Raw genomic sequence first — 19489 nt, 5'->3', positions numbered from 1 at the left:
AAAGCCACGGCGCGCGAGCGGGCCGTGGCAGCAGAAACAGCAATGAAGAGGAAAACGACGTCAGTCGCCGCGGAGGATCTTGCCGATCTCCCCGCCTTGCGCGCGGATGAAGGCGTTGTGGCTTTGCAGCTCCGGTTTGCGCAGCACCGCATCGCGCACCAGCACCGCTACGAACTCGCGGTGCTGGGCGTCGACGAGGCGTTCCGCGTAGCGCAGCACCCGCTCGAAGTTGCCGTCGTCCGCATGGCACGCGAGCGCCGTCGTCAGCGCGTACAGCACGCTCGGCTCCTCAGGAATGGGCCCCAGATCGGGGTTCATCACGATCGCGTCGACCGACGGAAGCGCGCGGAAGATGCCTAGGAAGCTGACGAATTCCGCTGCCGCGCCCTCGCCCACCGCGCCGCTGACCGCATGGGTCAGCAGGTGCGCCGGTACGGACAGCAACACCTTGGCGACGAAGCCCCAACTGCGCGGGCTCGGCGATGCCTCGATGTCGCGGTTCGTTTTGACGACCGACAGCAGATGGGGGCGAAACCGGAGAAACGCGATCAATTCCGGCGGGACTCTGTGATTCACCGCCCAGGCCGTCCAGTCGTTAATGGTCGGCTCCAACTCGACCACGGCGGCGAAGCGCGAGATCACCGGATCGAGAATCCCGGTGACGCCGGCGTTGTCGCCGCGACGGTTGGTCGCCGCGACGAACGTGACGTGATCCGGCAGTTTGTGTTCGCCGATGCGACGCGCCAGCAGCAGTTGCATCTTCGCCGCCTGCACGGCCGGGGTGGACTGCCCGAGGTCATCGAGGAACCAGAGCAGCGGGCGACGCGTGTTCAACGCGCGCTCGAGATCGCCGAACGGCAGGAACCGTGCGCGCTCACCGTCGGCTGACGGAAACGGCAGGCCCTTGGAGTCGGTCGGGTCTTCGACGACCGGATGGCTGATGAGCAGTTCGTGATCAGTCGCGGCGGCAGCGGCCTCGACGATGTCGGACTTGCCAATGCCGGGACGGCCACTGATGAGCACCGGGAAGCGCTGGGGAATGTAGATGCCAAGCAGCTCGATAAGCTGCGCGGGAGACAGTTTCATGGGGGACCTTGAAAGAAAGATGCCCCACAAAGTCGCGCCCACAGGGGCGGAACCCTGCGGGGCAATATTGAGCCGTTAACCGGCGGTGTCGATGCGTCGAAGACGCGGTGGATAACCCCAGTGTAGGGGCGCCTCACTGCGCCAACTGCCAGAAAGATCGAGAAAATGGCCCCGCTTTGGCCGCGCACGCCCCAGCGAAGGCGAAAAAAAACCGGCGCAGTGCGCCGGTGGGTTCAAAAAGGTATCGAGATCGAGAAAAGCGTGTGACTCCTCCAACGGCAAGCCCGGCCCCCTACAAGCGACCAGGCAAGCCATCACGCCGCAAGCGGCTCAAGCAGCGAACGCGCGTACTGCAGCGTCCCGTCGTTGGCACGCAGGTTGCGCGCTTCGCGAGAGGCTGGATTCACCATCGCGTACCGTCTCGACGCGCCGTGCCGATAATCGCGGATGACCGTAAATCCGGCCGCCAGCGCGCGATCGACGTGCTCGACGCCCGAAATCACGGTTCGGTCCGCGCAGCGATAGCGAGCCTTCGACGCTCGCTCCTTTGCATCATTCGCGGCCTCGCGAGCCTTCGTGTGTGCGCGTTCCGTCTCGCGTTGCGCCTCCCACTCGGCCTGCGCCGCCTCGTCGTAGCCGCAGAGCGCGAAGATCCCGCGCCGGCGGCGTTTCGAGTTGAGTCCGCGCAGCTTCAGGCCGAAATGCTCCGCCACTACCTGCTTGCTCGACTCATTGTCGCCATCGGGCCGATCCAGAGCCTCGAGCAGCAGCGGCAGATCATGCGTCGCGAGCGCGGTCGCAAAGCGGTTCGGCCACTCGAACGTGTGGCGGCCATGGGCGAGATGTGCGATCGCAACCTGCATGGCGTATCGGCGCTTCGAGATCTGACCGGTCGCTAGGGATTTTTCGAGCGCCGCCAGCTCACGCCCGCGGACCAGATCCGCGATCAGGCGTCGCAGCCGCTCAGCCACCGGCGAGACAGGCAAGCCGACATCGACCTGCCGCTGGTAGGCCTCTGGAAGCGCCTCCGGACCGACGATGCCTGCCGCGTAAAGCAGGTCATCGACCTCGACGTAGGTTGCCGTCGCAGGCAAGCCCCGCAGTGCCCCAACCATCTGTGCGCCAAGTTCCGCATCGATGTCGCGCTTCTCGTGTCCGAGGATGCTGACTGCGGTGCGCAGCACGTCATACGGCAACGCATTGCGCAGGACCGGCACTTTCAGCGGCGCCTGCGCCCACTTCAGGTCGGAGCCGAACAGGGCGGGATTGGCGCGGTATTCGTCGAGCACCGAATCGGGAATCGGCTTACCGAGCAGGAGCGCCTGCACGACATGCACCTCATGGCGACCGTTGACGGTGCCGCTCAACGCGCGCGGCCCCTCCGAGCCGAAACCGAACACCTTATCGGACGCGTGCGAACACGCCACCCGAAGCGAGAAGCTCCGGCCATCGCCGCGCGCAGCCTCAACTTCGGCTTCCACCTGCGCGCTCGACAGCATCAACGCGGGCTTGTTACCCAGGTCGAACACGAACTGGAATATCTCCCACTGATGACGCGGGATCTGCGAGACGTGGCGCTGGGTGCCGTTGTCGAGAAACCAGCGGTCGCGAATCTCCTCGAACATCGAAGTGAAGATGGATTCGGCAGAGCCCGGCTGGCGCACGGCCAGGATGCCGTTATAGCGCAGGATCGGAAGCGGCTCGCCCCCCTTTTTCAGCGCGATCTCTCGCGTCTCGTAGGCAGACAGGCGCGCGTCGTGGAAGAAGATGTAAAAGACCTGAGCGAGAGTGTCGGCGAGGATGGTGTCGCCGGGAATGTAAATCGAATACATGGATGGTGTCCTTTAAAAAACGGGCAACCACCCATCGGGGCGGTTGCCCCAAGAGGGAGAGAAAAAACGAAATGCGTCAGTCGATGTCCAGCAGCCGCGAGACCACCGCGGCGATCGCCCAACCCTGAGAGCGCGACAGCGTTTTGATGGTGATCAGTGGTTGGCTCGTCCAGTGCCCGCCCTCGTCCGCCTCATGGAAGCGTACGTAGTCGACCTGCACGATCCAGCCCTCGGACATACCGCGCTCGACCGACAGGCTGAGCCGCTGTTGGCGGCCGCCTACCTCGGGCCACTCAGAGTCAGGCTTGAGGCCATAGCGCGCCTCGTTGGCATCCGCGAAATGGTTGGCGACCGTGGCCCACTCGGGCTCGATTTCCGTCTTGCGCAGCGCGAGCTCGACCTGCCGAACCACGCTTCCTACTGTCTTGCCAACCGGATCGAACGGCGCGTTCGCCAAGTCGACCGGCAACTCCAGAACATGAGACATGGAACCTCCAAAAGCAAAAAAGGCCGCACCCGGAGGTGCAGCCTTTCATGATTTGATGACCCGCGTATGCGGGCCAACACTCAATAACGCGGAATGCGATGGAAGCGCGCGTGACGACGGGCGCGGTCCGCCTTCCGGCCGCGATCGCACATGTAAAGCCCGTAAGCGCTAAGCACAATGCCAAACGACAGGGCGAAGATTGCGAAACCCATGGTCAATCTCCATTCATAGAGTGAATCCCTACGTAAAACAATAGCACAGCGAGGACAACCAGCATGGATAAACTGGCGCAAGCGATAGCAGTCCAATCATGAGTCGAATGCCAGAAACCCACCGCGCCAATTGCGGCGGCCGCTGAGATTGTGTGCGCATACCGGCCAAACTGCTGCCGCTGATCCTTTGTCCACGCATGACCGAGCAGCATACCAACCAACCCGGCTTGCTCTGGGGTCTGTTCGGCGAGCTCCCCGACCACTTGAAACGTACCGTCGAGTCGCGACGCCAGCTCAACCTCCACGCTATCGATCGATGCAAATGCGGTCGGCGGCGCTTCGGTGTCGCCCAGATCCTTCAGGATCAGGGCAACACGCATTGACGGATGCACAATCTGCAAATCGGCAACATACGTGGCCCGATCGATGATCGAGAGCCCGGACGGATATTCGATAACAAGATCGACGATTTCCATCCCCCCTCCTATCGACGCTCGTGATCGAGACCATCCACCAGCCGCAGGCCGCCGAGCAACGCCTCATAACCATCTTGCGAGGCGAGTTGCTCCAGCGGCACCACGTTGTCGACGCCGCCCGACAGGTCGTTGCGGCCACGACGCGTACGGAAACTCACCGCGACGCGCTGCCGGCTTGGAGAATCGGCCACTTCCAGCATCATCGCGTTCGTGCGCAGCGTGACGCGACAGCCGCGACCACGGCCCGCCGGCTCGGCGACGATTTCGTGAGCGTCGTTGCGCAACCGAAGATCCCGGGCAACGCGACGAAGCATTTGCGTTGCCTGATGCGTCAGCGCGGCGTCCGATTTCGCGCCGGCGCTGCGCCGGTCCGCATAGAACAGCTTGGGTACATTGACCATTTTTTCCTCGAAACAAAAAAAGCGAGGGCCCGGATCGGGGCACCTCGCTGTGTATGGAAAGTCCGGCAATCGCCGGAAATGAAAGCGGCTTTAGCGCGTGACGCGCAGGCCGGAATTGCTGCGGACGAGCATCACGCGGTCGCCAGGAACGAAGCGCTGTTCGTTCGACTGCACGACCACCAGCACGCGACCGGACACCGTGCGAACGACGATCTCCAGCCCCGGATGGCGCTGGAGCGCCGTCGACACGCGCTGCGCCAGGAAGCCCGCACCCGCGGCCGCCACGGCGCCAGCGACATAGCGGCCATTGCCGCCCCCGAACACGCTCGAGCCGAGCAACCCGCTCACGCCGGCGCTCAACAACGAGGCAATGCCCGAATTGCCGGAGCCGCCGTCGAGGGTGACGCCGCGAACGCTGACGATGGTTGCGGGCTCGACGGTGCCTGCCTGCTGGACGTCGTAGCGTTGGTACGTGTCGGGAGATCCGAAATCGACCGCTGCGCACGCGGTCAGGCAGGCGAAAGCGAGTGCGGAAATGAGAAGTTTGAACATGGCGGTTGCCTCGAAATGTGGGGCAACCGGTCCGTCAGGAGCGTTGCCCTGACAGGGAGATGAGAGGTGGGGCAGGCCTTGCGGCCCACCCCGTCTACGTGGGATACGTCTGACTTCGGTCCGCCACGCGATTACGATGCGGGGCGAAGATGGTGAAGGTCGACGTGCCCGTTCACCACAAGGTTTCGATCTGCTTCGATCGGGAGACCACCTGCCCACTTCACGATTGCGGTACCGTCAAACCAGACGGAAACGATACGGCCTTCGTAGACGCGGGGAGGGCTTGCCTCGACGTCCTGGCCCGTGACGCGTTGATCAGCGCGGAGGCCATACAACTCGGGGACCTTGATCGGGGCGACTTCAAGATGTGCTGCGTTTGCAAACATGACAGGCTCCAAATGACAACGGGAGCCATATCCCGTCGGGAGTGGCTCCCGATCCGGTTGAAAAGCAGGATGCGCCATCCTGAAATGGGGCGACAAACGTCGACCTAAGAGATGAAAACGCAATAGCAGAGCCGTTGCGGTTAGGTCGATGCGCAGATTGCGCGGGTGATGAGGCTAGTGTAAGGAGCCAAGTGGCCTCCAACGGGGGAAATGCTAAGGAAAACCGCCCCGCTTTCGGTCAGCAAGCCCTCCGACCGCGGTCGCGCAGGCGAAAAAAACCCGGCAACATTCGCCGGGCTTGTTCAAATGGGATGGGCGTTTGCCGCGCCACTTTCACGCTTCGGCGGATTCGACCAATGGCACCTCGCCCAGCGCCATGCCGCAGGCCTCGGGCGAGTCCGGGAACGTGGGCATAAGACGTCGATACAACGGCGGAATCTCGTCGGCCGTGATCTCGGATCGGTCGAGTGCCACGCGGTACGCCTCTCTGCGATCCCACCACAGCAGCTCAGCCTGCGCGACATAGTCCCAGCGGGCCGGGACTGCCGACTCGCTGAACGAGCCATCGTCGTGGCCCACGATCGCGACAACTTCGAAGTAGGTGCCGAATTCGTGGGGGAAGGATTTGCGCACGAACGACAGGCTGTCCGGCCTGGCAGGCCGAAACACCCGCTCCAGCTGGCGAATGAACATCGCGCACTGGTGCCTCGCGCGCGATACGTTGTAGTCCGGCGTGCCGACTTGCTCGCACGCCTCTTCATAGGGCACGGGGCCGAGTTCGTATTCCATTTCGTTGCTCCAGATAGGCGGAGCGCGTCCCATCTGGGGGAGCGCCCCGGATGGGAAAGAAAACCGAAAAAAAGGCCGCCTCATAACGAGGCGGCCCGGTTATGCCGCAGCCTTGGCCGTCGTCCTCTTGCGAGCGCGCGACTTCTTCTGCGGAGGCACTTCGTAGCCGAAGCGCGCCCATGCGGCAGGATCGATCGGTATCGGGCTCGTGCGCCCTGTTTCCAGGTTCACGAAAACGCTCGAATACTTCAGCGATCCCGTTCTAAACAGCGTCCAGAGCAGGTTGAACGCCTGCACCGAGATCGCCTGATTGATGACGAGTGACTGCTTGCGTAGTGCGTCCGCCATCGAACAAGACGGGGTGCCGTCGCCCTTGTCGTTCTTCGCGTTCAGCAGGTCCGGAAACAGATCGCCCACATGGGGGAGCCTGTCGTGCCGAGCCTTGCCGAATTCGCCGAGAATGACCTGACCACGATCCGTCTCGTTGCCGCAGTCGAGGTAGTAACGACAATTCCCCCGCTTCGCCGCCTGCACGATGGCGTGCCGCGCGCGACGCGAGTCGACGCAGCCCACCACCATGTCCGCAACGATCCGTGTCGACGAATCGACGCGACGCGGCTCCGCAACCCAGTTGGTACCCATCAGGTTGTTGAGCCGGTTCACGAGCAGCAGCGCTTTGTAATGCCCGACGTCGTTGGGATAGAACCCCTGCCGTCCGACATTCGTCTCGCTGACCGTGTCATCGTCGTACACCGTGCACTCGATCCCGCCCGGATGGCCGAGTTCGATCATGGCGTGGTGCAGTCGTGCGAGACTGGGCAGAAAAGCACTGCCCGTCCCGCCCGCACCGACCACGACGACGCGCCACGGCCGGTTGACCATGTCAGCCGGAATGCAGTGCTTGATCGGCTCGCTCATCGCACCACCTCCGTCGTCAGCGCCGCGGCCCACGACTCGGGCGCACGTTCGAGCTTTTCGAAAATCCCCTTCGCGCACAGCCGCAGTGCGATGGACGGAATGCCACCGCAGTGACCGAGCACGAACGCAAACTTCACATCGTGCCGGTCATCCTGGTTGTCCGTGCGCGAGAAGAACGCGGGGCCAGTGCCGTGGGAGTGGCAATCCACCACCAGCCATTCGCCATCGGCAAGCGGCGGCCGCTCATAGACCAGATGCCCCGGCCCGTGCGACAGCGACGGCAACGCGATGATGCGGAAGCTCCGGGTCACGCTGTTCCAGACGATCCATGCGCCGGCCTCGTTCGGCAGTGCCGCCCGAGCCATCGCATGAAAGTCTGCGACCAGCGTGGCCGGAATCTGCCCGCACGTCAGCTCGGTGGTCCCGCTGACGGTTCCATAGGGAACTGCCGTCGAGACCTCGTAGCGCGCGATGCGACGCACCAGACGGATCCACGGCCGCAGGATTTCGAGAAAGACGCCGTCCAACGCGATGAGCAACCGCTCACCGGGACGGGTCATCGGCGCAACCGGCTCACGGGACGGCACCATCACCGACGGAAACGACTGCTGGAGAGCGGTATCGAACGGGTTCATACGCCCTCCCCGATCCGGCCATTCACCAGCTGCTCAACCGTCACCGTCATCGGCACCAGCGTTTCGCGCGGAAACACCTCGCCAAACTTGCCGTCGAGCATGTCGCGCCAGAACGCGTACTCGCCGTTCTGGTACTCGACGCGCTTGCCGCCGGCGTTCGGATGGGTGAAAGCCGAGTCGAAGAAACCGGCTTCCCAGCCGTCGATCGACGCCACATCCACACGCTTCGGCACGTGCGCGCTGCCGATGCAGATGCGTCCGCGATCCCACGTGTTGAAGTACGGCGGCTCGAACAACGGCGTTTCACGAACCGGACGATCCTCGGACACGACAGCGAACACCCGAAATCCATGGTTCGACGCCTGAAACACGAGCCCCGGGTTCGGAACCACGGCGCTGCGCTTACCGAGATTCTCGCAATCGAAGAACACGCGACGCATCGCCGGGGGGCACCACCAGGTCACGGCTTCAGGCGAGACGCCCAACACCGTCGCCGGCAGGAACTCCGCGCGCGGCGCAGCTTGGTCGGCCAGCTGCTTCAGTGCTTTCAACAAGGCCGCTCGATCGAGCGGCCGGCCCGCGCCGATGATCGGCCGGCCGCTTTTGTGGTCGGCAATAACAGCATGAGCCGACGCGAAATGCGCGCCATCGCTGCCGCTATAGAGCAGGAAGGCTTGCGACAAAGCAACATCCGAACCGGTTCGACCGGTCGAGATTCCAGACATGGGAAATACTCCATTAAATGGGATGACTCACCAGCGCCAGCAACCTGTCGAGGTGAGTGAGAATGCGAAATGCCAGCGCCATGTCGGCGTACTGGCGCCGGATGCCTTTGGGCGTGGACGCCACGCGGGAAAATCCGCTATAGGTTGTCGCATCGCCACATTGCGCTTCGCCGTCGAAGTGATGGTCGAGCAGATCCCAGACGAACTGGTTGCGCTCCATGACCAAGGAGCACATGGCGTAGACCGGATTGCTTGAATAGGCCACGTTGAACAGGTCCCTCCTCCGGCTTGCACGCATCAGCTTCGTGAGCGCGAGCAGTTCGGTACAGACCCGGCGCGGCATGCCCTTGCTACGTTCCCGCAGCGCGCGCAGTTGAGGCCTGGTCAGGATGCGTTGCCCTCGCCAGCGTCCATCGACGTATACCGAGGAACAGACATCGTCGGGGCACAGCTGCGGGCGAACCACCGATGGCAGATATTCCTCGCGCGACTCACTGTCATCGCCAAAGCGATCCCGAAGCAGGTCATCGGCCTCCTGATCGGCAATGGTCTCGTCGCCGTCCCAGTACCAGCACGAAAACTCGTACATGAACCAGTCGGGCATCCGGACAAATAGCGTCCGCGCCGATGCACGGGCCATCACGCTCATCACCGTCTGCAACAACATCGGATGGGTCGAGCGCAGCGTGGTTGCCGCGTCGTCAAGTGCATACACCCACTCGTCTTCGAGCGCCATGCCGAAAAACAGCGGCGTCGGATCGTCATCGTTGTTGCCATTGCCAAGCAAGTCGAGCACGTCCCGCACCGCATTCGCGTCGAACAACTGCGGCTCGAACTTCAGCCGGACGAGCTTGCCGCACTGCCGACGCACCCATGCGAAGAACGCTTGCTGGAACGCATCCCCCGCGTCCGCCGGCGCATGCACATCGGCCGCGCGCAGCGGGCCGTACTGGAACTGCTTGAGCACGGTCTCGGTCAGCACCAGGTCTTCCCGCCACCTCAGTCTCACGGCGTTCGGCACCTCCGCAGAAACCGTCGGCAGCGTCAGAAAATCAGCGGCAGGTCGACGTCGGGCAACGGCAGCGCGTGGCGGTTGCCAGGCCGCGGCCGACCCTGCAGCGATGCTTGAATCAGGGATTGCAGGATCGAAGAACATTTCCGCACTTCCTCGTCATATAAAAAAACCGCCCTCTCGGGCGGTTCCTGTTGATTGAAGCCGCCGTCCGGGTTGGAAAGCGCCTTGAGCAGAGCGTCCTTACGCATGGGCGCCTTTGGCACCGGCCGCGCGAACGAAGGTGTACGACATGACCTCGCCCTTGATTTCCGGGCCGCCGACGGTGGCCGTCGTCAGCTCCGGATACTGGGCGGTGTACAGATCCCGGACGTCATCCGGCGAAAACGCCGCGCCGGGATCCATCAGGTTCATGCCGTTGTAGACAAACTCGCGAACGACTGCTGCGATGCTGATCGACATGATTGCCTCCTCAATCGAGCAACGAAACGAGATCGGTGCCGGCCGGCTTCGGGTCGGCAGCGGACGGCTGCGACGCGGACGTCTGCAGCTGATCGCCTTCGTCATCGTTGTCGTCGCCGTTGTCATCACCGTCCGAAGCGCTTGCCGTGCCGCTGGCCGACGTCTTCGAACCCTTAGCCAGCGCCTTCTGCGCCTTGGTCACCTGCGTGCTCTTCTGCGCTTCCAGGATCGCCGTCGTCGCCGCCACCTGTTCTTCGAGCGACTTGTGCGTGGTCGCGTAGGACACCACCGCCGCAGCGAAGCCTTCGTCGAGTTCAGCGGCGGGCGCCTTCAGGATGAGCGGCTGACGCAGCGTGGCATCCTTTCCGCCTTGCGGCGTCAGGAACACCACCACGTTGTCGGCGTCCATCACGAGCGTCATGGTCAACTTGCCAGCTGAACGGATCAGCGGCTCGAGTGCTTGAAACATAGAAATCTCCGGAAAAAATAAAAATGCGCCGCTCAGTGGCGGCGCAAATGAATGACGGACATGACCAACGGCCATTCCGCATGTCAGAACTTGAGTACCTTCGGCACCTTGCCGGCGTAGTCGAAACCGCTGACGTTGAGCAGCGCCTCGATCACCTCCGACTTCGACTTCGCGAATACCTTCTTGAAGTCGTCGCCGAGCGCTGCGCGCAGGCCCAGCTCGTCCGCGACCACCATCATTTCGGACTTCGTGATCAGCTCCAGAAAACCCTTGTCGAGTTTCCAGTGCTTGCCGAGATCCAGCTTGTGGTGCTTGCAGAGTTGCGTGAGATACGCGACATCGAGGCCTTCGATCGCGGCAAACAGCATGCCGGTCACAAGGTCGGCTTGCTTCTGCTCGCTCGACGCCTGCACCAGATCGACTGCTTTCGGCAGATCGCCGGACGGCACCTTCTCGTCGGTCATCTTCTCGAAGACCAAGCGGAATGCGTCGTCCTTGATCTGACGGGCGTATCCCGCGAGCACGATCGCGATCAGGTACTGACGCGCGAGCACGCCATTGGCACCGATGTCACGCCGCAAGGCTTTGCGCCATACCGCCACGCGATACTGCTTGACCCGGTCGGAATCCGCGACGACCGTAGCCGGTGTTGCTGCAGCGTTCGATGTCGCCACGCCCTTTGCCGCCCCTTTACTGGTGGCGGCGCCGGCCGTGGGGGCAGGCGTCGTCGACTGCTTCGCCGCCTTTTCGGCCTGAATCCGTTCCGCAACCTTCTTCATGTTGCAGACGGTATCGAAGCACTGGCCGCGATAGACCTTGCCGAGAGAATCCGGCAAGCCGCTCACCGCCACACCATAGTTCTGGCAGGCGTGGCAGGCTTTCGCCTGTTCCTCGCCCACCCCGTTGGCGCCGTCGACGGCAATCTGGACGCGGGTGTTGTTGTCGCCTGCCCGCACGACTCGAACCAATGGGAACTCTTCGCGCAGGCCGGCGGCCGTCGCTTCGAGTTGCTTCTCGGTCTTCTCGTTGTAGCAAGCGCGGTTGGTGCAGTTGCCGTCCGCGATCGATTCTCCGAACAGCGCAGATTGCGTGGACGAGTTGTGCGGACAGCTTGCGCACTGGTCCTTGTTGAAGATCGCCACGTTCAACGAACAGGAGACCGACTCGACCAGCTTCTTCACATCGGCGACGGATCGCTTCTCCGCGACGATGACAGGCAGCACCTTGTCCTGGTTCTCTTTCGAGAGCGCCGCGAGCAACTCGGCATGACCGAGGTTGAGCTTTCGAGTGTTGAGCGCATCCAGCACGGTCGCGCTGCAGTTCATCAGGGCAAGACGGCTGTTGAGCGTTTGCACGCTCCAGCCGATGCGGCGTGCGGCTTCCTCGCGGTCGCCTTTGCAACGGCCGAGCATCTTCGCCGCCGCGACGGCTTCCTCGCCAGGTGACATGTCGGCACGCTGGATGTTCTCCACCAGCGCGATTTCCTCGGCCTCGTTCTCGTCGACGTACTTTATCGAGACCGGCATGTCGTAGGCATCGCCGTGGACGTCCATCGCGGCCTTGTACCGACGTCCGCCGGCAATCAGCTGAAATGTACCGTCGTCAAGCGGGCGCACCAGCACGGGTGTATCGACACCGCGTGCGCGAATGGAGGCGCGCATCTCTTCCATCTCTGCATCGTCGAAGTAGGTCCGAGGGTTCGGGCCGAGGACGATGCGACCGAGTGGAACGGTGGGTTGTTGCAGGTGAGCATGTTGCATAGCAGGTTCTCCAGAGAGGGAACCTGCCCCCTGTCGGGAGTGGTTCCCGATAGGGTTGAATAAATGGATTGCCGGATTGCCCGGCGGGGTCGATGCGTCGATGACGCGAGAGGTAGAACTACGATAGCGCCGCGAGACCGGTCCGACGCCCGGAAAGCGGGAAAAATCCGCCCCGCTTTCAAGAAAAAAGCCCGATCATGAAGATCGGGCTGGATTCAAAAGATAGGCTGGCTAAAACAACGCCATCTGGTCGATCGCTGCGAAGATCGCGGCGGGACCGGTCTGCTCGACAGCATCTTCGAACAGTTCGAAGATCGATGCTTCGCCCGCCGTGGCTTCCGCGACCAACTCCGCCACGTTGCCCTCTAACGGGTTCGGCTCGGGCACGTCGATCGGCGCAGGCGTATCCACCTCTGCGGCCTCAGTGAGTTCGCGCTCGCGACGTCGCAGCTTCCATCGCCAGCCGCCCATGATGTGCGCCGGCGTGTACCAGGTGCCCCACACCTCGCCCGTGAGCGCATTGCCATGCACGACGATCGCAGGAATATGCAGCAACGAAAGCTGCAGATAGGCCATGTGCACACACACCGGGTCGATGTCGATACAGGTCGCGTGCATCGTCTGCTGATAATTGTGACCGGCGGCCGCGAGCGACTCGGCGGTCGCGATCACCATACCAGCGGCGCCACACGCAGGCTCCTGCAGACGGATGAATCCGTGCTGCGCAATGCCCGGGCCACCGTCGCCTGTCGTCATCATCGCCATCAGGCGCGACACGTGGTAAGGCGTGAAGAATTGCCCGGCGCGCGAGTTGCCCAACTCCAGCATCATGTAGGTCTCGCCGAGCACGTCGGTCATCCCGTCGAAGACGGGAATCGCGCCGGGCCCGGCTTTCTCCGAGACGCCCATCCGATGCTCAAACGATAGCGTCAGGGCGCCGAGCATCCTCGGAAACCGCTCAACATCTTCGGGCTTGTATTTCCCGACAATTTCGAGATAGCGCTTCTCGCGTGCCTCGAACTGGCTGCGATCGACACTATTGCTGATCGACAGCGCCGCCAGCTCGACGAAATCGGCAAACACCGTATGCGTGTGCTGCCCATACGAGAAAGCCTTAATCATCTGCACGAACTCGCGCTGATAGGGATCGGCGTTGTGGCCGTGCTTGCGTTCTGCGCTCTTGCGGCTCATGCGAATACCTCACAGGCGCAGGTGTACAGATAGGACATGATGCTCTCCAGGTTGAACGGGAGAGCACGCCCGGACGGATGTGATCCCGTCTGGGTAAAAGAAGATAGACCGCTGCCGGCGGTCGAGAGTCGATGCGTCGAAGACGCGAGAGGTGGAGCGATGTTAGCGCGCGCCACGACCGCACAATCAGCGTAATGCTTGCCGAAACGCGCCCGCTTTTGATCCTCCTCGCCGAGCCCGGAGCAAAACGAGATACCCACAAATTTGCTGAACAACCTTGTGGAAAACTGCCGTCGTGCCTTGTACCACGGGCGTCACCGGCTGACACTCAAAAATTAGGCAGCCGGTGTCCGACTTAGCCGGTTAAGCCCATTCAGGCTGAAAGCTCGACAAAAACGTATCGCTTTCCGGCTTAACCAGCCACGCGCGCGAGACTTGACTTTTGCTCCACGGTGCGACGATGGACCCGTCACCACAACTCTACGAAGCCACACATGCAAGGCAAGAAACTGTTTCTCGATCGCGCCGTTTCCCGATCCATCGAATGGGGCCCGCACTTTCCGGCGCTCCTGACGGCCTGTCGCGAACCGGAATCGATTTCCCGTGGACGCCAAGTCGCGGTTGCGTCGACCGATGCGGAAGGCGTGCGGTGTGTGTTCTTTAGCAGTCTCGGCTCGACGCTGGATTTCAGCGCGACCTGGAGCGAACTCGAGCAGGCACGCAGTTGGTGATATTACGTGCGCGCGTGGCATTTCTGGATCCTCGACAACGACGAATCGGCGAGCCGCATCTTCGCGGCGACCGCCATGGCGGCCGACCACGGACTCGTCTTTCCGACCGCAGTCGTCCGGCGACAGGACGACGCGTTTCTGCGGTTCCTGTCGGGAATCGAACAGGCCGCCCGCGAGCAGATCGGTCTCGCCGCGGCCGCATAGCGTTGCACCGAGCGGGCCGGACAGGGAAGTCGAAACACCGCGCAAACGCTTTTTTCGCGTCATCCTCGCGACAAAGCACGTAATATTGCGACCGTCCCAACATTTCTTTTTTCTTACAAATGCTTGAGCATCTCTATCCCTGCGGCCACTGTGGAGAACGCCCCCGGATAGGGCGCTCGCAACGCCTGATCGACTGTAAGGAGAATCGCCTCTACGACTACAGCACGTTCGGACGCTATGCGGGGCCCCCTGAGATCGGTGATGTGCTGCCGCGACCGCCCGAAGCCCCCAAGACCGAAAAGCTCGTTTGCATCTACTGCACCGGCTGCGGCATGCAAACGCCCTGGGAGCCCGTTGATGACGACGATCTCGGCGCGAAGAACCGTTGCTTCGAGGTGTGGAATAACCGCCTGAATCGCCCCAAACTTGAGGCGGACGACCTGCGCACCCTGATCGAGCGCGAAATCGGCGCGTGCGACTCGCAGATGGTCATCGACCTGCTATCCCGTGCTGACGGAGACTGGACCGAACTCGGGCCGATTTTCAAGATGCTCGCACAACGGCTGGTCGATGCGACGATCGTGACAATCGACGCGTGGCCGATTTCACCAGTCCTCGAGGATGCTGCGCGCTACCGCAAGCTCGTGCAGCTCGCGAAGTGGATTGAGATCGACGGCCATCGCTACGTGCAGTTCCCGAAGATCGCGTCCCCGCTCGACCACAATGACGGACAATTTGAAGACCGCATCGCGGTAGCAGTCGATGCGATGCCTGACCGCGATCGTTGGTAAGCAAAACGCCGGCTTTGAGCACCCCAGCAACAGCCGCCAGCGCGGCCATATAGGACTTTGTCCACGACGTCCGCCAACGAAAAAAAATGCCGGCGCAATGGCCGGCACAAATCGTTCGGGCGGCACGGGGATTCGCCACGAACTCAACACGAGAGACTTCATCGCCATTGTGCGACGCCCACGCACCTGCCAAGCGCCCCTATGGTCGCTTTTTCAGTGCTCATTCCCGCCCGGCGTCGATGCCAGCAATCGGTACAGCGCCTGGCGCGAAATCCCGAGCGCCGCGGCCGCGTGGCTCTTGTTGCCGTTGGCGTTCCGCAGGGCCATCCCTACCGCCTCGACCGTGGGCGGAACCTTGCTCAACGCCTCCTGTTTCGCGAACGTCGACAGGTACGCGTTCGCCTTCGACTCGCGGGTGTGGCCGGCCGCAGCCACGACGCGGCGCTTCGCCTCTTCGTGGGCCGCGCGTTCGGGACGGACGGCCGCCCCCTTCACCGGCGCCGGCACCTCCGCCACCTGTTCATAGAGCGTCTGCAGATATTCGTGACGCAGTCCGTGGCTCGTCACGCCCAGCCCAGCCTTGGTGACGCCGTGCTTTTCCAGCACGTAGTAATACCAATCACGCCACTGTTTCAGCGACCGACCTGCCGGCACCGTGGACCCCGTCACGCCGTTGCTCAACCGGGCCGCGTCCTCGAGGATCGCAATCTTCCGTTCGATCGGCACTTCGCGCGGACGGCCACCCTTCGTCCCGCGCGTCACCGCCAGCGTCTGCGGATTCCGCACCGCTTCGAGCGGACGCAGCATGAAACTCTCCTCGACGCGCAAGCCGAAGGCAGCCTGCAACTTCAACTGGATTGCGGTGTACGGGCACGTCTGCGCAATCTCCTCGATCTTCGCCACCGCATCTACGCCGTGCGCCGTCCACGATTTGTCTTCCGTCGCGACATAGCTACGCACCAGCCCCACCGCACGCCGGTCCACATAGTCGCCGAGCGTGCCGACCAGATTGGCCTTGCCCATCCATTGCGCCAGCGCCCGCAGATACGTCAGCTTGTTCTCGATTGTGCCGCCCGACTGCCCGTCCGCCACCCATCGCTTGACGAGGTGCTCCACGTGCTTGGCCTTTAGCGACCAAGGCGTTTGCAGCGCGAACCCGCCCTGCCGCAGTTCGACGAACGCCTTGCAGAGCGCGGTCGCGCGATTTTCCTGCGTCTTGATTGACAACGCCCGGTTACTGATCCGTGTCGTGCTGTGAATCTCCGCGACGTGCGTATCGAACAGCGCCAGCAGCGCTGCCCGGAAATCGGGAGATAGCGGGTATCGGTTCACGACCGCGCGCACATTCAAGATCGCTGCCATCCTCGGCTCTCCACGCGGCACTCGCCGCTACTTCGTTGTTCCCTGCCTGCGGCGCATCCCCGGCATCCCTACCCGATGCCGTCCCGGTGCGCGCCGCGGCGCAATGACTGCCGCTTCCTGCGGCGCTGCCGATTTCCGTCGGCACGGTCCTGCGTCTTCCTGTCCTTTAGCGATTCCATCCGATCGGCCCGGTGCATGGGAAGAACATGCACTCCGACTGTCCAACCTGCTGCCCGACCGCCGCATCCCGCGCTTCGCGCAAGACACCGCCCGTCGTTCGCGCCCGTCTCCGGTCGCGCTGCGCGGATTGCCGCCCGCGCGGTACAGCTTCGTGGCTACCCTGCCAGCCTGACGCGCTTGCGTCGCGGCGCCCCCCGCTTGCGCGGCTGCGGACGCCGGGCTAATTGCCGGGCAATTCGTGTTGAGCTCCTTTGGGTACGGCGGCTCAGACCGTTCTCTCTTCCGTTCAGGGAATCGCGATCCACGGCGTTTGCCGGTCGCATGACTTCCCCCGCTCCCAAGCACACTCATCTCCGCCGCCGTGTATCGGGCTTCGTGAGTGCACCCAGCTTCGTTGCTGTAGGAGCGAGTCCAGACTCAATGAAGGGTTTGCGAACTGTCCGGTGTCCGGCGTCCACATGTCCTCATTGCGTCCCATTGCGGCAAACCGCCGCCAATCGTATGGATATCGCACTGTCCAGCGGTCCTCATGGTGGACCACTGTGTACTTGATGTGATGCAGAAAAAGGCCGCTTCAGTTTGCGGCCTGGACACTTCACTGCTGGATGCCCGTTTCCGGGAGAAAAGGACGAGCGAGCGCCTCGCGCTCGATGTCGATGCGTCAGTGACGCGGTAGGTAACGACAAGAATAGGCCGATTTGCCAGGGCGCTTGCTTCAAAAGCTGGCTGGAACCGTGCAGCTTTCCGCGACTTGACTTCGCATACGGCTCGCTAGACTCAAAGCGTGGGATCTAACAGATAAGTGTTAGATAAGTGACACTTTGACCGTTCAGCAGCGATGACTCGGGGCGAAGTGTCAGATAACTAACAGATAAATGTCAGATAAGTGCCACTGCCCGCTTTCCCCTTAATTTCGCCATTTGGAGTCCTTGTGAAAACTTCCGTCTTTGCTGTCGATGTCGGCTATGGCAACACCAAATACGCGTACCGCGCTTCGAGCGGCACGATCGCGTCCGGGATGTTTCCGTCGCTCGCGCCGCTGGCCGCCAGCCGTACGCTGTCGGGCTTTGGCGACGCCGTACTTGCGAGCCGCAAGGTCGCCACGATCGTGATCGACCAGATCGAGTATGAGGTCGGACCGGACGTCTCGCTGACCGCCGCTTATGGCAATACCGGCCGCGCGCTCGCAGACGACTACGTGCTCTCCGACAACTACGCGGCGCTGCTGTTCGGCGCGATGCACTTCGCCGGCGTGACGCACATCGAGCGGCTGGTGCTCGGCCTGCCCGTGCACAACATCAAGAAGTATTCGCCCGAGTTGAAGGAACGCTTCTCCGGCGAACTGGACATCGGTATCGGGCGTGTCAAAGTCGACAAGGTGGTGGTGATTCCGCAGCCGCTCGGCTCGCTCGTGCTCGCGTCGAGCAATCGCCAAGCCGAGTTTGCGCGCGATGTGGCTCACCTGGTGGTCGACGTCGGCTACTTCACGACCGACTGGGTGTACGCGAACGGCTTCACGATGGACGACAACCGCAGCGGCGGGATGCCGGGGGGCGCGTCGCAGATCTACCAGCGAATCGCGAGCCTGATCTCGCGCGACCAAGGTGACGAGGTCGAGGACATCGAGCGGATCGACAAGGCACTGCGCGAGCAGACCCCGTTCTTCTTTTATGGCGCGAACATCGACCTTGCCCCGTATCTGGAGCAAGCCCAACCGCTGATCTCCGGCGTCGTGAAAGAGATGCAGAACAACGTGGGCCGGCTGCCGAACGTGCGCTCGATCATCTTGTCCGGCGGTGGCGCCGCACTGTACGCGTCGGTCATTCGCCGCGCGTTTCCGCGTGTCCTGATTGAAGTGATCGACGCGCCGTGTATGGCGAACGCCAAGGGGTTTCTTCTCGTTGGGGAGGCCGGACTCGGGCGCGAGCGAGCGCGTGAGTCCGCGCACGCATGAGCGAAAAGTTCTCGATGAAGGTGGTCATCGACGACGTGACCTGCCCGTTGCTCCATTCGCGACTCTCGCTCATCACGGCACCTCGGGAACGCGCCGCATTACTCCGCGCGATCGCCGAGGCGGCCCTTCGGGGAGAAGCCATCGGAGCCACAACGGGCCGAACGCTCGATGTGCCCGCACGGCAATGGGACGATTTGCCCGCGACGCCTCCGCCCGTCACCGAATCGACGCGTCATCGCCCCATGCAGCATACGGCGGACGATACATTCGCGGTGGTCGATACGTCGCAGGCCATTGGGATCGACGCCGAGGCCATTGCCGAAGGGCTCGGGGCCTATTTCTGAGGCGACTTGACTTCGGTTAAGTTCTGACAAAATGGAAGCAAAGCACTGGTGTTCAAGACGTATCGCGTTTTGCACCGGTGCAACAAGGAGAAAAACATGCTGGAACTCATCGGCTGGATTAAGGACGGCACCCTGATGGACAAGCTCACCTCGCCGCTTTTTTGGCTCACGCTCGGCGCGTTCTGCATGGCAGGCCACTATATCGGCAAGGCGATGTTCGAACCGCAAGAGGAGTCCGGGCAAAAATGAACGCGGCAATCGACAAGGCGGCGGCCGTCCATCGAGCTTTCAAGGCCCAGCCGTTTTTCGTCCAGCGTGTGCTCCTCACGATTCTATCGACTGCGATCTGGATGTTTGGCGCATTTTTGCTGGCGAGGCACCTCGAATCGATCGGCGGTCTGATTTCCATCGTCGGGATAGTCGGCGTATTCTGGGCGACCGGCCTGTATACGTTGTGGCGACCGTTCCTGGTGGTACTGATGGTCTTGTTAACCTTTCTTTCGCTCGATTGATCGCAAAAAAAAACGGCT

25 protein-coding genes are annotated in these 19489 nt (G+C 62.5%); 7 read left to right on the top strand and 18 right to left on the bottom strand.

Annotated features, from left to right (window positions below; all coding sequences use genetic code 11):
* Nucleotides 1-60 precede the first annotated feature (60 nt).
* From C3Y15_RS04250 to C3Y15_RS04175, 17 genes are all read right to left on the bottom strand, one after another.
* Nucleotides 61-1086, bottom strand: coding sequence for an ATP-binding protein (locus C3Y15_RS04250; RefSeq protein ID WP_124259817.1), 1026 nt, complete (start codon nt 1084-1086; stop codon nt 61-63).
* A gap of 314 nt (nt 1087-1400) precedes the next feature.
* Nucleotides 1401-2918 (bottom strand): hypothetical protein, encoded by a 1518-nt coding sequence (locus C3Y15_RS04245; RefSeq protein ID WP_124259816.1) that lies wholly within the window; start codon nt 2916-2918, stop codon nt 1401-1403.
* Between the two features lie 76 nt (nt 2919-2994).
* Nucleotides 2995-3405 carry a hypothetical protein gene (locus C3Y15_RS04240; protein ID WP_124259815.1) on the bottom strand — a complete coding sequence of 137 codons (411 nt, stop codon included), beginning with the start codon at nt 3403-3405 and terminating at the stop codon, nt 2995-2997.
* A 214-nt stretch (nt 3406-3619) separates the two neighbouring features.
* Complete coding sequence (locus C3Y15_RS04235; RefSeq protein ID WP_059896578.1) at nt 3620-4093, bottom strand: hypothetical protein; 474 nt, start codon at nt 4091-4093, stop codon at nt 3620-3622.
* Nucleotides 4094-4101: 8 nt separating this feature from the next.
* The gene (locus C3Y15_RS04230; RefSeq protein ID WP_124259814.1) at nt 4102-4494 is read right to left on the bottom strand and encodes a hypothetical protein; all 393 of its coding nucleotides are present in this window, start codon (nt 4492-4494) and stop codon (nt 4102-4104) included.
* A gap of 90 nt (nt 4495-4584) precedes the next feature.
* On the bottom strand, nt 4585-5046 hold the full coding sequence (locus C3Y15_RS04225) for a hypothetical protein (protein ID WP_124259813.1): 462 nt from the start codon (nt 5044-5046) through the stop codon (nt 4585-4587).
* Between the two features lie 131 nt (nt 5047-5177).
* Nucleotides 5178-5432: a hypothetical protein gene (locus C3Y15_RS04220; protein ID WP_124259812.1), complete on the bottom strand. Its 255-nt coding sequence runs from the start codon at nt 5430-5432 to the stop codon at nt 5178-5180.
* 333 nt (nt 5433-5765) lie between these two features.
* Complete coding sequence (locus C3Y15_RS04215) at nt 5766-6221, bottom strand: hypothetical protein (RefSeq protein ID WP_060122031.1); 456 nt, start codon at nt 6219-6221, stop codon at nt 5766-5768.
* Nucleotides 6222-6320: 99 nt separating this feature from the next.
* Nucleotides 6321-7139 carry a PRTRC system ThiF family protein gene (locus C3Y15_RS04210; protein WP_124259811.1) on the bottom strand — a complete coding sequence of 273 codons (819 nt, stop codon included), beginning with the start codon at nt 7137-7139 and terminating at the stop codon, nt 6321-6323.
* The gene (locus tag C3Y15_RS04205) at nt 7136-7774 is read right to left on the bottom strand and encodes a PRTRC system protein A (RefSeq protein ID WP_124259810.1); all 639 of its coding nucleotides are present in this window, start codon (nt 7772-7774) and stop codon (nt 7136-7138) included. Before C3Y15_RS04205 ends, C3Y15_RS04210 begins: the two co-directional genes overlap by 4 nt.
* On the bottom strand, nt 7771-8499 hold the full coding sequence (locus C3Y15_RS04200) for a PRTRC system protein B (protein WP_124259809.1): 729 nt from the start codon (nt 8497-8499) through the stop codon (nt 7771-7773). Before C3Y15_RS04200 ends, C3Y15_RS04205 begins: the two co-directional genes overlap by 4 nt.
* Before the next feature lie 13 nt (nt 8500-8512).
* Nucleotides 8513-9622: a PRTRC system protein F gene (locus tag C3Y15_RS04195; RefSeq protein WP_243860193.1), complete on the bottom strand. Its 1110-nt coding sequence runs from the start codon at nt 9620-9622 to the stop codon at nt 8513-8515.
* A complete protein-coding gene (locus tag C3Y15_RS32150) occupies nt 9544-9762 on the bottom strand; it encodes a hypothetical protein (RefSeq protein ID WP_243860187.1) in 219 nt (72 codons plus the stop codon). Before C3Y15_RS32150 ends, C3Y15_RS04195 begins: the two co-directional genes overlap by 79 nt.
* A complete protein-coding gene (locus C3Y15_RS04190; RefSeq protein WP_059739574.1) occupies nt 9755-9973 on the bottom strand; it encodes a PRTRC system protein C in 219 nt (72 codons plus the stop codon). The genes C3Y15_RS32150 and C3Y15_RS04190 overlap by 8 nt, the downstream gene beginning before the upstream one ends.
* 10 nt (nt 9974-9983) lie before the next feature.
* Nucleotides 9984-10517 (bottom strand): PRTRC system protein E, encoded by a 534-nt coding sequence (locus tag C3Y15_RS04185; protein ID WP_311732191.1) that lies wholly within the window; start codon nt 10515-10517, stop codon nt 9984-9986.
* Nucleotides 10518-10525: 8 nt separating this feature from the next.
* Nucleotides 10526-12202 carry a PRTRC system ParB family protein gene (locus C3Y15_RS04180; protein ID WP_124259807.1) on the bottom strand — a complete coding sequence of 559 codons (1677 nt, stop codon included), beginning with the start codon at nt 12200-12202 and terminating at the stop codon, nt 10526-10528.
* A gap of 231 nt (nt 12203-12433) precedes the next feature.
* Complete coding sequence (locus C3Y15_RS04175) at nt 12434-13393, bottom strand: N-6 DNA methylase (RefSeq protein ID WP_124259806.1); 960 nt, start codon at nt 13391-13393, stop codon at nt 12434-12436.
* A 494-nt stretch (nt 13394-13887) separates the two neighbouring features.
* Between C3Y15_RS04175 and C3Y15_RS04170 the strand changes: the two genes are divergently transcribed.
* The 3 genes from C3Y15_RS04170 to C3Y15_RS04160 all read left to right on the top strand — a co-directional run bounded on the left by C3Y15_RS04170 (nt 13888) and on the right by C3Y15_RS04160 (nt 15119).
* Nucleotides 13888-14124, top strand: coding sequence for a hypothetical protein (locus tag C3Y15_RS04170; protein WP_124259805.1), 237 nt, complete (start codon nt 13888-13890; stop codon nt 14122-14124).
* A 6-nt stretch (nt 14125-14130) separates the two neighbouring features.
* Complete coding sequence (locus tag C3Y15_RS04165; RefSeq protein WP_124259804.1) at nt 14131-14328, top strand: hypothetical protein; 198 nt, start codon at nt 14131-14133, stop codon at nt 14326-14328.
* A 119-nt stretch (nt 14329-14447) separates the two neighbouring features.
* Nucleotides 14448-15119 (top strand): Lar family restriction alleviation protein, encoded by a 672-nt coding sequence (locus C3Y15_RS04160; protein ID WP_060092796.1) that lies wholly within the window; start codon nt 14448-14450, stop codon nt 15117-15119.
* A gap of 213 nt (nt 15120-15332) precedes the next feature.
* Here the strand turns inward: C3Y15_RS04160 and C3Y15_RS04155 are convergent, their stop codons facing one another.
* Nucleotides 15333-16481 (bottom strand): integrase domain-containing protein, encoded by a 1149-nt coding sequence (locus tag C3Y15_RS04155; protein ID WP_124259803.1) that lies wholly within the window; start codon nt 16479-16481, stop codon nt 15333-15335.
* Nucleotides 16482-17592: 1111 nt separating this feature from the next.
* Between C3Y15_RS04155 and C3Y15_RS04150 the strand changes: the two genes are divergently transcribed.
* The 4 genes from C3Y15_RS04150 to C3Y15_RS04140 all read left to right on the top strand — a co-directional run bounded on the left by C3Y15_RS04150 (nt 17593) and on the right by C3Y15_RS04140 (nt 19471).
* The gene (locus C3Y15_RS04150; protein ID WP_124259867.1) at nt 17593-18615 is read left to right on the top strand and encodes a PRTRC system protein D; all 1023 of its coding nucleotides are present in this window, start codon (nt 17593-17595) and stop codon (nt 18613-18615) included.
* Complete coding sequence (locus C3Y15_RS04145) at nt 18612-18959, top strand: hypothetical protein (RefSeq protein WP_124259802.1); 348 nt, start codon at nt 18612-18614, stop codon at nt 18957-18959. Before C3Y15_RS04150 ends, C3Y15_RS04145 begins: the two co-directional genes overlap by 4 nt.
* A gap of 96 nt (nt 18960-19055) precedes the next feature.
* On the top strand, nt 19056-19208 hold the full coding sequence (locus C3Y15_RS31635) for a hypothetical protein (RefSeq protein ID WP_166677035.1): 153 nt from the start codon (nt 19056-19058) through the stop codon (nt 19206-19208).
* Nucleotides 19205-19471 (top strand): hypothetical protein, encoded by a 267-nt coding sequence (locus tag C3Y15_RS04140; RefSeq protein WP_124259801.1) that lies wholly within the window; start codon nt 19205-19207, stop codon nt 19469-19471. The genes C3Y15_RS31635 and C3Y15_RS04140 overlap by 4 nt, the downstream gene beginning before the upstream one ends.
* Nucleotides 19472-19489: the final 18 nt, after the last annotated feature.

The organism is Burkholderia sp. B10 (genome assembly GCF_004368385.1).
GTDB classification, from domain to species: Bacteria; Pseudomonadota; Gammaproteobacteria; order Burkholderiales; family Burkholderiaceae; genus Burkholderia; species Burkholderia vietnamiensis.
Note: the sequence above shows the minus strand (reverse complement) of the source record. Positions and strands in the feature narration are given on the sequence as shown.